Raw genomic sequence first — 14,288 nt, 5'->3', positions numbered from 1 at the left:
TCAGGTCTTCACCAGAGCATCCAGTTCCGGCAGCAGCACCACGCTTTCCTGCTCATTGGGATCCGTGCGGGCAATGATTGCTGTCGCCGGTTCATCGAAGGAATTGGCCGGAAGGTGCGGCACGCCTGCGGGGATGTAGAACAGCTCGCCCGCGCTCACCACGACATGATGCTCCAGATTGTCGCCATACCACGTATCCGCCTTGCCGGAGAGCATGTAGATCGCGGTCTCGTGGCTCTCATGCAGATGCGCCTTGGCACGTGCGCCAGGTGGCATCGTCAGAATATGCATGCAGATGCCTTCTGCCCCCACGGTTTCTGCCGCAATGCCCTCAAAGTAACTCAGCCCCTGCTTGCCGTCATAGGTATTGCCCGGCTTCACCAGCCGGCAGGTGGGTTTTGATGATGGGTTCATGTGACGTCTCTCCCCGTCCTTTTCGCCTGCCAGCCAAAGAGGCTGCACGCTTGAATACTCAAACCGAAGATAGCAGAGATCATGCCACATACTATCTGTCCCTTTGCATGTGAGGCCTTGCGATGAACGATGTTTCTTCCGTCGTATCTGCCCGCAATCTTGGCCTCACCTTTGAAACCAATGACGGTCCGGTTCACGCGCTGACCGGCGTTGACCTCGATATCCGGAAGGGCGATTTCGTCTCCTTCATCGGGCCATCCGGCTGCGGCAAGACGACATTTCTGCGCGTGATTGCCGATCTGGAAAAGCACACCAGCGGCACAATCGAAATCAATGGCATGACACCGGAAAAGGCGCGGCAGGCACGCGCCTATGGCTATGTGTTCCAGGCGGCTGCCCTTTATCCCTGGCGCACCATTGAGAAGAATATCGCACTTCCCTTGGAAATCATGGGCTATAGCGCGGCCGAGCAGAAAGAGCGCGTGGAGCGCACGCTGGATCTTGTGAACCTTGCTGGCTTTGGCAAGAAATTTCCCTGGCAGCTTTCCGGCGGCATGCAGCAGCGCGCCTCCATTGCCCGTGCGCTTGCCTTCGATGCTGATCTTCTTCTGATGGACGAGCCCTTCGGCGCGCTGGACGAAATCGTGCGCGACCATTTGAACGAGCAGCTTTTGAAGCTCTGGGAGCGCACCAACAAGACCATCTGTTTCGTGACCCACTCCATTCCTGAAGCGGTCTATCTTTCCACCCGCATCGTGGTGATGAGCCCGCGTCCGGGCCGGGTGACGGATGTGATCGAGTCCACGCTTCCGCGCGAGCGGCCTCTGGAAATCCGCGACACACCGGAGTTTCTGGAAATCGCCCACCGTGTGCGCGAAGGCTTGAAGGCAGGGCATAGCTATGAGGAGCACTGACCTTTTTCGCGACCGCATCCTGCCGGTTCTCACCGTGATCGCGGCCATTCTCGTCATCTGGCATTTGGCCGTCATCTATCTCAACGCGCCCTTCGTGCGCGATCAGGCAGCCCGCGCGGGCACGACCATCAGCCTTGGAGAGATCATTCCGCAAACCTTCAGCCAGGAACGGCCTGTCCTGCCTGCCCCGCACCAGATCATCGCCGAGCTTTGGGATACCACCATCGCCAAGCCAATCACCTCGAAACGCAGCCTTGTCTATCACGCCTGGATCACGCTTTCAGCAACGCTCATGGGCTTTGGAATGGGAACGGTGCTTGGCATCGTGCTGGCAATTGCCATTGTGCACAACCGTGCAATGGACAAGTCTCTGATGCCATGGGTCATTGCCAGCCAGACCATCCCGATCCTGGCCATTGCGCCCATGATCATCGTGGTGCTGAATTCCATCGGCGTCTCCGGCCTTCTGCCGAAGGCGCTGATTTCCACCTATCTGTCTTTCTTTCCCATCGTGGTCGGCATGGTGAAGGGCTTGCGCAGCCCGGATGTGCTGCTGCTCGATCTCATGCACACTTATAGCGCCAGTAAATCGCAAACCTTCTGGAAGCTCCGCTGGCCGGCCTCCATGCCCTATCTCTTCACCTCGCTCAAAGTGGCAATTGCCATCTCGCTGGTGGGCGCCATTGTCGGTGAATTGCCAACCGGCGCGGTGGCGGGTCTTGGCGCGCGGCTTCTCTCCGGTTCCTATTACGGCCAGACGATCCAGATCTGGGCGGCTCTGTTCATGGCGGCAGCGCTTGCAGCCGTGCTGGTTTCCATCATCGGATTTGCCCACACGCGGGTTCTGAAGCGGATGGGGGTAAAGCCATGAACGCCTATCTGATATCCGCCGTCGTCATCTGGTTGCTTGCCTGGGGCCTGAACGAGTGGCTGGTGCGGCAGCGGCCAGCAAACCCCGGCGTGCAGAAAGCCATTGGCATTGCGGTGCCCGTGATCTTCGGACTGACGCTGCTTGCTGTCTGGGAATGCCTTGTGCTCGGCTTTCGGATCCCGCCGATCCTGCTGCCCGCGCCTTCTGCCATCTGGGCGAAGCTGATTGCATCCGGCCCGGTGCTCTGGGCAGATTTCCAGCAGACCTTCCTGAAATCCGTCATCACCGGCTATGTCGCAGGCTGCGGCCTCGGCTTCATTGTCGCCATCCTGATCGACCGTTCGCCCTTCCTGCAAAGAGGCTTGCTGCCCATTGGCAACTTCGTCTCGGCGCTGCCGGTGGTCGGCATTGCGCCGATCATGGTCATGTGGTTCGGCTTCGACTGGCCGTCGAAGGTCGCCGTTGTTGTCATCATGACCTTCTTCCCCATGCTGGTAAACACGGTGCAGGGCCTGGCTGCCGCCAGCCACATGGAGCGCGACCTGATGCGCACCTATGCCGCAAGCTGGTGGCAAACGCTCATCAAGCTGCGCTTGCCCGCCGCATGGCCGTTCATTTTCAACGCGCTCAAGATCAATTCCACCTTGGCGCTGATCGGCGCTATCGTGGCCGAATTCTTCGGCACCCCGATCGTCGGCATGGGCTTTCGCATTTCAACGGAAGTGGGCCGCGCGAATATCGACATGGTGTGGGCAGAAATTGCCGTCGCGGCAGTCGCAGGCTCAGTATTTTACGGTTTGGTAGCGGTCACGGAAAGGGCCGTCACCTTCTGGCATCCGTCCATCCGTGGGGGACGGAGTTGATAATAACCAAAAGAGGGAACTGACATGACAATCAAACTTGCATCCCTGATCCTTGCGGCAGCCGTTTCGCTCACCGCCATGCAGGCCGCTGCGGCGGACAAGGTAACACTCCAGCTGAAATGGGTCACCCAGGCCCAGTTCGCCGGCTACTATGTTGCCAAGGAAAAAGGCTTCTACGAAGAGGAAGGTCTGGACGTCGAGATCAAGCCCGGCGGTCCGGACATTGCCCCTCCCCAGGTGCTGGCTGGCGGTGGTGCCGATGTGATCGTGGACTGGATGCCATCTGCTCTTGCCACCCGCGAAAAGGGCGTTCCCCTCGTCAATATTGCCCAGCCCTTCAAGAAATCCGGCATGATGCTGACCTGTCTGAAAGAGACCGGCATCACCAAGCCAGCGGATTTCAAGGGCAAGACGCTGGGTGTCTGGTTCTTCGGCAATGAATATCCCTTCCTGTCCTGGATGGCGCATCTCGGCATCAAGACCGATGGCTCTGCCGATGGCGTGAAGGTTTTGAAGCAGGGCTTCAACGTAGACCCGCTGTTGCAGAAGCAGGCGGCCTGCATCTCCACCATGACCTATAACGAATACTGGCAGGTCATCGACGCGGGGATCAAGCCAGACCAGCTCGTCACCTTCAAGTATGAAGATGAAGGTGTGGCAACGCTTGAGGACGGCCTCTACGTTCTGGAAGACAAGCTGAAAGACCCGGCCTTCAAGGAAAAAATGGTCAAGTTCGTCCGCGCTTCCATGAAGGGTTGGAAATACGCCGAAAAGAACCCGGATGAAGCGGCAGAGATTGTCCTTGAAAACGATGCATCTGGCGCGCAGACGGAAAAGCACCAGAAGCGGATGATGAGCGAAGTGGCCAAGCTGACGGCAGATTCCAATGGTTCGCTGGACGAAGCCGACTATCAGCGAACAGTCAAAACGCTTCTTGGCGGTGGCTCCGATCCTGTCATTACCAAAGAGCCGACAGGCGCTTATACGCTCGACATCACAAAAGCCGCACTTCAGTAACCTCTCCGCAATCATGCTTTTCAACGCCCGGTGTTTACCGGGCGTTTCTCTTATCCGCAGATAGGACTGAAAGCTGATACAGAGTTGCGATTGATCAAGTACCAGGACACGGCTAGTCTCAACAACGTTTAGTTGACGGGGTGATCTTGTGCAGTGATGTTTGCGTACCCACCTGACATCAGGCTGATGCAGGCGGTTGACGCGGAAAAATTCGCAAGGAGCAGCCAATTGCGCATTCATGCGTGTGAGGCGCTCCGACGCAAAAACTTTATGACGCGATTGAACGCGCGAAGCAGCTTGAACAGCCGCACGGCGCGCAGCCACTGGCAGGCATCATCTTTTCTGCCTGCAGCAGGCCAGTATAGTAGCAGAAACTTATTTGTACGATTGGGAACAGGTCAGACTGGGATGATGGGGACAGCAGAACTTATTCGGGCGCTGTTGGTTGGCGCCTTGGCATCGACTGCACTGGCAATGCCCGTGGCGGCACAAGAGCCTGTTCCGCCTCAGCAGAACCAGCAACGGCTTCCGGCAATCATGGTCACGAAGGTGGTGGAGCGCCCGCTCAAGGACAGCATCATCGCCAGCGGAACGATCCGGCCCGTGCAGGAAGTGTTCGTTCAGCCGCTGGTGGATGGACTTTCCATCAAGTCACTGCGCGTCGATGTTGGCGACCGGGTGAAGGCTGGCCAGGTGCTGGCCGAACTCAACAGCGACTCGCTTCTCCTGCAGAAAAGCCAGCTCGAGGCAAACAAGGCAAAGGCTGAAGCCGGTCTGGCGCAGTTTCGCGCGCAGGTTATCGAGGCACAGGCCAATGCCGATGATGCCGCCCGCCAGCGCGACCGCACGGCAGCCCTTGCCAAGAACGGCACCGTTTCCACGGCGCAGGTTGAGCAAACGGCCGCAACGGCACAGGCTGCACTTGCCCGACTCAATGCGGCAAAGCAGGCCGTGAATGTGGGCGAAGCCGATGTGAAAGTGGTGCAGACACAGATCGACGACATCAACCTCCGTCTGGAGCGCACGGATGTGAAGGCTCCGCTCGATGGCGTCATCTCCAGACGCGATGCCAAGGTTGGCGCTATTGCATCCGGCGCCGGTCAGCCGCTGTTCAACATGATCCGGGACGGCGAAATCGAACTGGTTGCCGATGTGCCTGAGGGCATGATCGGACGCATTTCGCAGGGTATGAAAGCCAGCGTGACGATTGCCGGCACCACGAAGGCGCTTGCAGGCACGGTGCGGCTCGTGGGTCCCGTGGTGGATCAAACCACACGCCTCGGCGCAGTTCACATTGTGGTGGACGAGGATAGCGGTGCCCGGCCCGGCATGTATGCCAGCGCCGAGATCATTGTGGAGGAAACCCGCGGACTGGCGCTGCCTCAATCGGCGGTGACCAGCGACCGAAAGGGCTCCTTTGCCCGCAAGGTGGAAAACAACATCGTGAAACAGGTGGCGGTGGAAACCGGAATTCAGGACGCAGGCATGGTGCAGATTCTGAGCGGATTGAGCGCTGGCGATGAGGTGGTCGCAAAAGCCGGTGCCTTCGTGCGAAACGGTGACCACATCAGGCCGGTTCCTGTCGAAACCGACGCTTCGAATTGATGGGAACCTGATCGATGAACTTTTCCGCCTGGTCCATCAGAAATCCCATCGCACCGCTGCTGATCTTCGCGCTCTTGTTAATCATGGGCATCCAGTCCTTCAACAAGCTGCCCATCACGCGCTTCCCCAATATTGATGTCCCTGTTGTCTCCATTTCTGTCGTACAGAGCGGTGCTTCGCCGAGCGAACTGGAAATGCAGGTGACCAAGGAGATCGAAGACGCGGTTGCTGCCATCAGCGGCGTCGATGAGATCACCTCCACGGTCACCGACGGCCTCTCCACCACAGCCGTGCTCTTCCGCATTGAGAAGCCGACGGACGAGGCGGTGCAGGAAACGAAGGATGCAATCGACCGCATCCGCTCGAACCTCCCGGCCTCTGCCGAAGCTCCCATCGTCACCAAGATCGATGTGGAAGGGCAAGCCATTCAAAGCTTTTCCGTCACCTCTCCCAACATGACACTGGAGGAGTTGTCATGGTTTGTGGATGATACCATCAAGCGGGCGCTCCAGGGCCAGCCGGGCATTGGCCGGATCGATCGCTACGGCGGGGCGGACCGGGAAGTGAAAGTGGCGCTGGATGCGGCAAAGCTGAATTCCTATGGCATCACCGCCTCTGAAGTGAACAACCAGCTGCGCGGCAGCAATGTCGATCTGGGCTCCGGCCGTGGCCAGGTTGCTGGCAACGAGCAGACCATCCGCACCCTGGGCGATGCAAGGCGGGTGTCTGACCTCGCCAACACCACAATCGCGCTCTCGAACGGCCGCTTCGTCAAGCTGTCGGATCTCGCGACGATAACCGATACATATGAGGAGCCGAAATCCTTCGCGCGCTTCAACGGTCAGCCCACGGTCACCTTCGCCGTCTTCCGTGCCAAGGGTGCCAGTGAAGTGTCCGTCGCCCAGACCGTGGCCGAGCAGCTGGACATAATCCGCCAGCAGCACCAGGATGTCTCCATCACCATGGTGGATGACAGCGTCTATTTCACCTATGGCAATTACGAAGCCGCTATCCATACCTTGATCGAAGGCGCAATCCTTGCCGTCATCGTGGTCATGCTGTTCCTGCGCAACTGGCGGGCAACGCTGATCTCTGCCGTGGCACTGCCGCTTTCGGTCATCCCCACCTTCCTGGTGATGGACCTGCTGGGCTTTTCGCTGAACCTCGTCAGCTTCCTGGCGCTCACTCTCGCCACCGGCATTCTCGTGGATGACGCGATTGTCGAGGTGGAAAATATTGCCCGTCACATCAAGATGGGCAAAACACCCTACAAGGCAGCCCTGGAGGCGGCGGACGAAATCGGCCTCGCCGTGATCGCCACCAGCTTCACCATTATCGCCGTTTTCGTGCCGGTCTCCTTCATGCCGGGCATCGCCGGGCAATACTTCATCCAGTTTGGCCTGACCGTTGCGTTCTCGGTCTTCTTCTCGCTCTTGGTCGCACGCCTCATCACGCCGCTGATGGCCGCCTATCTGATGCGCGCCGAAGACGCGATGGATGACCATCACGACAACGATGGCAGGCTGATGAAGGCCTATACCGGGCTTGTGACCGCCACGACGCGCCGGGTCTCCATGCGCTATGCCACGCTTTTCGGCGCGATCCTTTTCCTGGCCGGATCGCTCTTCCTTCTCTCCAAGGTGCCCGGCAGCTTCCTGCCGCCGGAAGACAGCTCGCGTATCACCATATCGCTTGAACTTCCGCCGAATGCGAGCCTTGCCGAAACCGAGGCGACGACCTCGAAAGCCTATGAGATCATCAGAACCGTGGAAGGTGTGCAGAACGTCTTCGTGCTTGGCGGCGCCTCGCCAAAGGGAGACCTGGAACTGCGCCGCGCCACAATCAATGTCCTGCTCGGCAAGATCGATCACTCGCTTTTAAAGACCATCGTCAACAAGGGCTTCGGCAGTATCCCGCTCATCGGCCCCTATCTGCCCAAGGTCGAGGAAAAAGGGCGCACAATCCCGCAATGGGAGATCGAAAAGCAGATCTTTTCCAAGCTTCACGCCTTGCCGGATGTTCGTGTTACCAAGTTGAACGACCGTGGAGAACGCGAACTCGCCTTCAACTTCCTTGCCAGCAATGGCGAGGAACTGGACGATGCCGTGGCAAAGCTGGAAAGCAGTCTTCGCGCCTCTACCATTCTCGCCAATGTGTCTTCGGAAGGCGCCCTGCCCCGTCCCGAGCTGCAAATTCGTCCGCGCAAGGATGAAGCGGCTCGACTTGGCATCACCGCGCAACAGATTTCCGAGACGGTGCGCGTTGCCACGATTGGCGATGTGGATGCGGCGCTGCCCAAGATTTCGCTGGATAACCGTCTCATTCCCATTCGTGTTCAGGCATCGCTGGATGTGCGTCGGGATCTTCAGGCGATCCGCGATCTGAAGCTGAAGACGGCAAACGGCCAGATCGTTCCCCTCTCCGCCGTTGCCGATGTGGATTACTCGGAAGGCCCGAGTTCCATCAAGCGCAATGATCGCAGCCGTGTTGTCTCCATCGGTTCAGATCTGCCTCAGGGCGTGGCGCTTGATACCGCCACGGCTGAATTCAAGCGTATCGTGGATGAAACAGAACTGCCGCCGACCGTTCGTCTGGCGGAAAGCGGCGATGCCAAGGTTCAGGCGGAAATGGTTGAGGGCTTTGCCAATGCCATGCTGCTTGGCCTGCTGCTTGTGCTGGTGGTGCTGATCCTTCTGTTCAAGGATGTCATCCAGCCCTTCACCATCCTGTTCTCCCTGCCGCTTGCGATTGGCGGTGTGGCCGTGGGCCTCATCCTCACCAATAACGCGCTCTCCATGCCCGTCCTCATCGGTATCCTTATGCTGATGGGGATCGTCACCAAAAACGCGATCCTGCTGGTGGATTTCGCCATCGAAATGCGCCGCCATGGTCTGGACAGGCTTCATGCCATGGTGGAAGCTGGCCGCAAGCGTGCCCGCCCGATCATCATGACCTCTATAGCCATGTCGGCAGGCATGCTGCCTTCGGCACTCGGTGTCGGAGAAGGCGGCTCCTTCCGTGCGCCCATGGCCATTGCCGTGATTGGCGGCATTATCGTCTCCACGGTCCTCAGCCTGGTCGTGGTGCCGGCCTTCTTCCTCATCATGGACGATCTCTCAGGCCTGCTCGCCCGCATTTTCAGCCGTTATGTGGGCAAGAAGGAAGAGGAAGAGGCTATCCTGACCGAGGAGGAACTCAGCCGCGCAACGCGACAGACACAGCAGAAACTGTCCGAGCTTGAGACACGCCTCGAACAGATCAGGGCGGAAACGCCTGAGAAAACCGAAAAGAACAACGGTATAGCCGGGTCAAACAACGTCCTCAGGCTTCCCCCACTCGCCGCAGAGTAGTAGCGTCCTATTTTACTCATCTAGAGTGTCCGGATTGACATCGATCAATCCGGACACGCATTCGTCATGTTAGTTCACGATCATGACATTTGGGTTTTTCAGGTCAGCCGAATGATGGGGAGTCGGGAGATGCTGGATAGAAGCAATAGGGCAAACAACCGCGAGCGCAATCTGCTCGCAAAAACGTCATTCATGAAGCACCTGTCTCCGGCGGCTTTGGAGAGCCTGCTGGACAGCGCGCAGATCATATCTCTGCCAGCACGCTCCATCATTTTTCGGGAAGGCGAATCTGCCACTGCGATCTATTGCCTGCTCGCAGGCTATGCCCGCCTCTACCGGATGGGCAAGGATGGCCGACAGGCGGATTTCCGCATCTGCACCCCGGGTGAAGTCTTTGCCGAATGCCTGGTTTTTGGCGGCACACACTACCCCTACAGCGCGCAGGCGGCCGAGAATGTGAGCCTTGCAAGACTGGACGCCAAGGATGTTCGTGACCTTGCCGAGCGCGATCCGACTGTTGCCAAGGCGATGATTGCCGCACTTTCCGAGCATCTGATCGTCACCACCGAAACCTTGGTGAACGACCGCCTGCATACGGCACCACAACGGGTGGCCGATTACCTTCTTGAACGCTGCCCGGTTGATTCCGGCTCCGCCTCCATTCGCCTTCCCTTCCAGAAGAATTTGCTGGCGGGCATGCTGGGCCTTGCACCGGAAGCGCTCTCCCGCGCCTTCTCTTCCCTCAAGCGCGCGGGCGTCAGCGTGCGCGGGCGGGTGATCCAGATCAGCGACGTGAAAGCGTTAAGAGAGATGTGATGGACAATAAAGGCCGGACAATCGCTCCGGCTTTTTTTTCAGGTCACGCCGGGATGAACTGCCAGCTCTCGCCTGTCCGTTCCACTCGCACAAAACCTGATACGTGACCGCCGGATGCCACCCAGCCTTCCTCAAACGCACGGGCGAAAATGCGTCGCCTGCTCTCAGCGCCCAAAGCCGCATCGGCATCATAGATGAAGCAGAAATCCGGGTCGTCCAGCTGCATTGAGGGAGCGTGCACCAGGTCTCCCCAGATGACAAGCTTATCGTTGGCTTCGCCGATCAGATAACCGGAATGGCCGGGTGTGTGACCGGGCATTGAAACCAACTCTATTCCCGGCAGAACCGGCCCCTCTGCAACAGGGGTGACACGATCTGCGTAAACCTCGAGAAGCCGGGCGGCGATATCAAACCCACCGCGCCGATTGGCGGGCACCGTTTCCTTCAGTTCAGTCCTGGTGAAAAAGGCAAGGTCTGCCTCCGGCACTACGATTTCCGCGTCCGGAAAATAGCGTCCCTCGTCTCCAAACAATCCAAGCGCATGATCGCCGTGCAAGTGGGTCACAAGAACACGCTTCACATCGCTGCGCGAGATTCCTGCCGCTTTCAGTGCCGCACGACCAAGCCCAAGCTCCGGCCCCCAATAGGGCCCGGTGCCTGCATCCACCAGCATGATCCCGTCGGGCACGGAAAGGACAAAGAAATTCACATCCATATCGATGGTCGGGGTGTCGCAAGCCGCCACCGCCGCATCACGCTTGTCCAGGCGTGCCGCGTGATGCAGATGCTCCTTCGGTGCCTTGTACACACCATCGATGAGGATCGTTACGTCATAGGGACCAAAGCGCCTGGTTGCATTCATGCGGCAAGCCCTCCATGCGTTTCAAGGAAACGAACAATGTGGTCCACGCCCTCGCCCCGCTTTAGATCCGTAAATACAAAGGGCTTGGCGTCACGCATACGGGCTGCATCGCGGTCCATCACATCGAGATCGGCACCGACATAGGGAGCCAGATCCTTCTTGTTGATGACCAGAAGATCGGAGCGGGTGATACCCGGCCCGCCCTTGCGCGGGATTTCCTCACCCTGGCAGGTGGAAATCACGTAAATGGTGATATCCGCCAGATCCGGCGAGAAGGTCGCGGCCAGATTATCGCCACCGGATTCGATGAAGATGACATCGAGATCGGGAAAACGCTCGTTCAACCCGGCAATCGCCTGCAGATTGATCGTCGCATCCTCGCGAATGGCCGTGTGCGGGCAGCCGCCCGTTTCCACACCAACAATGCGGTCGGAAGACAAAGCCTGCATCCGCACCAGCGCCTCGGCATCTTCCTTGGTGTAGATATCATTGGTCACCACCGCCACGGAATAGTGCTCGCGCATGGCCTTGCAGAGCTTTTCCGTCAGCGCCGTCTTGCCGGACCCGACCGGGCCACCAATGCCGACACGCAATGGTCCATTCGTCGATTTCATTGTCGTCCCCTAACGTGATTCATGACCGAAACAGGCGCGAGACCTGCGTTTCATGGCGAAACGAGGCAATATCCGCCTGCACGGCTGCCGTGCCCAGATCATCGAGATCTGAGGCGGCAGCCTTAGCTGCGACAGCCGCCAGCCTAGGCTCAAGCTCCGCCAAAATGCGCACGCCATCCTGCTGTCCGGCCACGCCTAATCTTATGCCTGCCGAAACACCTTGCGACAGTCCTGCATGAAGAAAGCCAGCAACGGCCCCCTCCGCTACAATTCCATGCGCCGCAGCGACCGCACCCACAGCAACCGGATAAGCGCAATCTCTCGGCAAAAGCGCAAAAACATGCGACGGCCAGGCTTGCGCGGCGGCGATGAATGCCTTGCCGAGAAGCAGCGTTTCCTGATGCCGCTCCGCAGAGCCGGCAAGTGCCAGCGCCAATTCGCAAAGCTCCGCAAGATCGCTCTCATTTTCACTGGCACACATTGCCGCGCACAGAAGAACCGCATCGTTCCACAAAGTACCGTGGCAGAGAAGCGTCGAAAGCCAAGCTTTTAAAGTGTGCGCATCCGTCACCAGCCGGTCATGAACCGCCCGCTCCAGACCGGAGGAATAGGCAAAGCCCCCCACCGGAAAGGCAGGGGAAAGCCATGCCATGAGGCGCAGCAGGCTTTGCGTGCTGGAAGCGCTCTGCATCACCGATCAATCGTGATGATGGCCGTGGTGATGATGATCGTGGCCATGCCCGTGGTTATGGCCGTGATCATGGGAATGACCGTGGCTGTGATAGGCCCCGCGCGCAGGCTGGAAGGGTTCTTCCACTTCCGTCACTGTTGCACCCAGTCCTTGCAGCATCGAGCGGATCACATGATCGCGCAGAATGAGAATGCGGCGTTCCTCGATCTGAGCTGAAAGGTGGCGGTTGCCCAGATGCCATGCCAGTTCGATCAGATGCAGCGTATCACGCGCTTTTACCTCGAACAGCTTTTCCGCCGCCGCCTTCACTTCCACGGTGTCGCCATTATCCAGCACCAGCCGGTCACCATCGTGGAACAGCACCGCTTCCTTCAGATCCAGCATCACCATATCGCCATTGGAAAGGTGCAGAAGCTTGCGTCGCAGATGGCGCAGATCGTGCGGTAGCGTGACAGTATCGATTGGCGGATCGGTGACTTCGCCAGCGGGACGATAGGAATGAACATGCTGCATTGTATGAAACTCTCAGAAGATCAAAACAGGAAGTAGCGCTGTGCCATGGGCAGAACCGTTGCTGGCTCGCAGGTCAGCAATTCACCATCGGCACGCACTTCATAGGTTTCCGGGTCCACCTCGATCTTCGGAGTAAGATCGTTGAGGATCATGGATTTCTTGGAAATGCCGCCCCGCGTGTTCTTCACCGCAACCAATTGCTTGGCAACGCCAAGGCGATTGGCAAGACCATTGTCCAGAGCCGCCTGAGAAACGAAGGTGACGGAGGAGTTTGTGCGAGCCTTGCCGTAGGCGCCAAACATCGGGCGATAATGCACCGGCTGCGGCGTTGGGATCGATGCATTCGGATCACCCATCGGCGCTGCAGCAATCACGCCACCCATCAGCACCATATCCGGCTTAACCCCGAAGAAGGCCGGGTTCCAGATCACCAGATCGGCGCGCTTGCCCACTTCGATGGAGCCGACCTCATGGGAGACACCATGCGCAATCGCCGGGTTGATCGTGTATTTCGCGACATAGCGGCGAACGCGAAAGTTATCGTTGTCGCCGGTTTCCTGCGGCAGAGCGCCGCGCTGGCGCTTCATTTTGTCCGCCGTCTGCCAGGTGCGGATAATCACCTCACCGACGCGACCCATGGCCTGACTATCCGATGAAATAATCGAAAACGCGCCGATATCGTGCAGAATGTCTTCCGCCGCAATGGTTTCCTTGCGGATGCGGCTTTCGGCAAAGGCAATGTCTTCCGGAATGGAGGGCGACAGATGATGGCAGACCATCAGCATGTCCAGATGCTCGGCAAGCGTATTGATCGTGTAAGGCCTTGTCGGGTTGGTGGACGACGGAATAACGTTCAACTCGCCGCAGATCTTGATGATATCCGGCGCGTGGCCACCACCCGCCCCTTCCGTATGGAAGGCGTGAATGGTGCGGCCCTTGATGGCACCGACCGTATCTTCCACGAAGCCCGATTCGTTGAGCGTATCGGTGTGGATCATCACCTGCACGTCATAGTCATCGGCAACCGAGAGGCAGCAATCGATAGCGCCGGGCGTGGTGCCCCAATCCTCGTGCAACTTGAGTGACGTCGCGCCGCCCAGAACCATTTCCTCAAGTGCCTTCGGCAGCGATGCATTGCCCTTGCCGGCAAAAGCCAGGTTCATGGGAAAGGCATCCGCCGCCTCGATCATGCGGGCAATATGCCAGGGCCCCGGCGTGCAGGTGGTGGCGAGCGTGCCATGCGCCGGGCCGGTTCCGCCGCCCAGCATGCAAGTGAGACCGCTCATCAAAGCTTCTTCAATCTGCTGCGGGCAGATGAAGTGGATGTGTGCATCCATGCCGCCAGCGGTGACGATCTTGCCCTCACCCGCAATCGCTTCCGTGCCGGGGCCGACGATGATGTTGACGCCCGGCTGCGTATCCGGGTTGCCTGCCTTGCCAATTGCGACAATGCGCCCGTCTTTCAGGCCAATATCAGCCTTCACAATGCCTGTATGATCGACAATCACGACATTGGTGATAACCGTATCGACAGCGCCGTCCTCGCGGCTCACCTGGCTCTGACCCATGCCATCGCGGATAACCTTGCCGCCGCCGAATTTCACCTCTTCGCCATAGGTGGTAAAATCCTTCTCCACCTCGATGAAGAGTTCGGTATCGGCAAGGCGAACCTTGTCGCCCACTGTGGGGCCGAACATGCTGGCATAGGCAGCACGGGACATCTTGTAAGGCATGGGCTCTTTTGCTCCATCATGCATG

At 58.6% G+C, this 14,288-nt stretch carries 13 protein-coding genes; 7 read left to right on the top strand and 6 right to left on the bottom strand.

The annotated features are described in order from the left end of the window. A complete protein-coding gene (locus ACFSE1_RS09800; RefSeq protein ID WP_377400054.1) occupies nucleotides 1-414 on the bottom strand; it encodes a cupin domain-containing protein in 414 nt (137 codons plus the stop codon). A gap of 122 nt (nucleotides 415-536) precedes the next feature. On the opposite strand from ACFSE1_RS09800, the gene ACFSE1_RS09795 reads away from it, so the two are divergent. From ACFSE1_RS09795 to ACFSE1_RS09765, 7 genes are all read left to right on the top strand, one after another. Further along, complete coding sequence (locus tag ACFSE1_RS09795; protein ID WP_377400051.1) at nucleotides 537-1,328, top strand: ABC transporter ATP-binding protein; 792 nt, start codon at nucleotides 537-539, stop codon at nucleotides 1,326-1,328. Next, a complete protein-coding gene (locus ACFSE1_RS09790; protein ID WP_377400048.1) occupies nucleotides 1,315-2,199 on the top strand; it encodes an ABC transporter permease in 885 nt (294 codons plus the stop codon). Before ACFSE1_RS09795 ends, ACFSE1_RS09790 begins: the two co-directional genes overlap by 14 nt. Then, nucleotides 2,196-3,062 (top strand): ABC transporter permease, encoded by an 867-nt coding sequence (locus ACFSE1_RS09785; RefSeq protein ID WP_377400045.1) that lies wholly within the window; start codon nucleotides 2,196-2,198, stop codon nucleotides 3,060-3,062. Before ACFSE1_RS09790 ends, ACFSE1_RS09785 begins: the two co-directional genes overlap by 4 nt. A gap of 24 nt (nucleotides 3,063-3,086) precedes the next feature. After that, the gene (locus ACFSE1_RS09780) at nucleotides 3,087-4,079 is read left to right on the top strand and encodes an ABC transporter substrate-binding protein (RefSeq protein ID WP_377400042.1); all 993 of its coding nucleotides are present in this window, start codon (nucleotides 3,087-3,089) and stop codon (nucleotides 4,077-4,079) included. A gap of 411 nt (nucleotides 4,080-4,490) precedes the next feature. After that, nucleotides 4,491-5,684, top strand: a complete 1,194-nt coding sequence (locus ACFSE1_RS09775) for an efflux RND transporter periplasmic adaptor subunit (protein ID WP_377400214.1) — start codon at nucleotides 4,491-4,493, stop codon at nucleotides 5,682-5,684. Between the two features lie 14 nt (nucleotides 5,685-5,698). Continuing rightward, nucleotides 5,699-9,034, top strand: a complete 3,336-nt coding sequence (locus ACFSE1_RS09770; protein ID WP_377400039.1) for an efflux RND transporter permease subunit — start codon at nucleotides 5,699-5,701, stop codon at nucleotides 9,032-9,034. Nucleotides 9,035-9,163: 129 nt separating this feature from the next. After that, entirely contained in the window at nucleotides 9,164-9,850 is a 687-nt protein-coding gene (locus ACFSE1_RS09765; protein ID WP_377400036.1) for a Crp/Fnr family transcriptional regulator, read from the top strand. A 43-nt stretch (nucleotides 9,851-9,893) separates the two neighbouring features. On the opposite strand, the gene aidB is transcribed toward ACFSE1_RS09765, so the two are convergent. From aidB to ureC, 5 genes are read right to left on the bottom strand one after another with little or no spacing between them, the layout of a single operon-like run. Beyond that, nucleotides 9,894-10,712 (bottom strand): AidB family quorum-quenching N-acyl homoserine lactonase, encoded by an 819-nt coding sequence (aidB, locus tag ACFSE1_RS09760; RefSeq protein WP_377400033.1) that lies wholly within the window; start codon nucleotides 10,710-10,712, stop codon nucleotides 9,894-9,896. Further along, the gene (ureG, locus tag ACFSE1_RS09755; RefSeq protein ID WP_377400030.1) at nucleotides 10,709-11,326 is read right to left on the bottom strand and encodes an urease accessory protein UreG; all 618 of its coding nucleotides are present in this window, start codon (nucleotides 11,324-11,326) and stop codon (nucleotides 10,709-10,711) included. The genes aidB and ureG overlap by 4 nt, the downstream gene beginning before the upstream one ends. A gap of 19 nt (nucleotides 11,327-11,345) precedes the next feature. After that, complete coding sequence (locus ACFSE1_RS09750; protein WP_377400211.1) at nucleotides 11,346-12,017, bottom strand: urease accessory protein UreF; 672 nt, start codon at nucleotides 12,015-12,017, stop codon at nucleotides 11,346-11,348. Between the two features lie 6 nt (nucleotides 12,018-12,023). Further along, nucleotides 12,024-12,530, bottom strand: coding sequence for an urease accessory protein UreE (gene ureE / locus ACFSE1_RS09745; protein WP_377400027.1), 507 nt, complete (start codon nucleotides 12,528-12,530; stop codon nucleotides 12,024-12,026). A 20-nt stretch (nucleotides 12,531-12,550) separates the two neighbouring features. Further along, nucleotides 12,551-14,263, bottom strand: coding sequence for an urease subunit alpha (gene ureC / locus ACFSE1_RS09740; protein ID WP_377400024.1), 1,713 nt, complete (start codon nucleotides 14,261-14,263; stop codon nucleotides 12,551-12,553). Nucleotides 14,264-14,288 lie beyond the last annotated feature (25 nt).

Origin of the sequence: Affinirhizobium helianthi, assembly GCF_042680945.1 — a bacterium.
GTDB lineage: Bacteria > Pseudomonadota > Alphaproteobacteria > Rhizobiales > Rhizobiaceae > Neorhizobium > Neorhizobium helianthi.
Note: the sequence above shows the minus strand (reverse complement) of the source record. Positions and strands in the feature narration are given on the sequence as shown.

Excerpts from the sequence above, each read along its gene's own strand:
- ACFSE1_RS09800 (WP_377400054.1), bottom strand. The coding sequence starts at position 414 with ATGAACCCATCATCAAAACCCACCTGCCGGCTGGTGAAGCCGGGCAAT.
- ACFSE1_RS09795 (WP_377400051.1), top strand. The coding sequence starts at position 537 with ATGAACGATGTTTCTTCCGTCGTATCTGCCCGCAATCTTGGCCTCACC.
- ACFSE1_RS09790 (WP_377400048.1), top strand. The coding sequence starts at position 1,315 with ATGAGGAGCACTGACCTTTTTCGCGACCGCATCCTGCCGGTTCTCACC.
- ACFSE1_RS09785 (WP_377400045.1), top strand. The coding sequence starts at position 2,196 with ATGAACGCCTATCTGATATCCGCCGTCGTCATCTGGTTGCTTGCCTGG.
- ACFSE1_RS09780 (WP_377400042.1), top strand. The coding sequence starts at position 3,087 with ATGACAATCAAACTTGCATCCCTGATCCTTGCGGCAGCCGTTTCGCTC.
- ACFSE1_RS09775 (WP_377400214.1), top strand. The coding sequence starts at position 4,491 with ATGGGGACAGCAGAACTTATTCGGGCGCTGTTGGTTGGCGCCTTGGCA.
- ACFSE1_RS09770 (WP_377400039.1), top strand. The coding sequence starts at position 5,699 with ATGAACTTTTCCGCCTGGTCCATCAGAAATCCCATCGCACCGCTGCTG.
- ACFSE1_RS09765 (WP_377400036.1), top strand. The coding sequence starts at position 9,164 with ATGCTGGATAGAAGCAATAGGGCAAACAACCGCGAGCGCAATCTGCTC.
- aidB (WP_377400033.1), bottom strand. The coding sequence starts at position 10,712 with ATGAATGCAACCAGGCGCTTTGGTCCCTATGACGTAACGATCCTCATC.
- ureG (WP_377400030.1), bottom strand. The coding sequence starts at position 11,326 with ATGAAATCGACGAATGGACCATTGCGTGTCGGCATTGGTGGCCCGGTC.
- ACFSE1_RS09750 (WP_377400211.1), bottom strand. The coding sequence starts at position 12,017 with ATGCAGAGCGCTTCCAGCACGCAAAGCCTGCTGCGCCTCATGGCATGG.
- ureE (WP_377400027.1), bottom strand. The coding sequence starts at position 12,530 with ATGCAGCATGTTCATTCCTATCGTCCCGCTGGCGAAGTCACCGATCCG.
- ureC (WP_377400024.1), bottom strand. The coding sequence starts at position 14,263 with ATGCCTTACAAGATGTCCCGTGCTGCCTATGCCAGCATGTTCGGCCCC.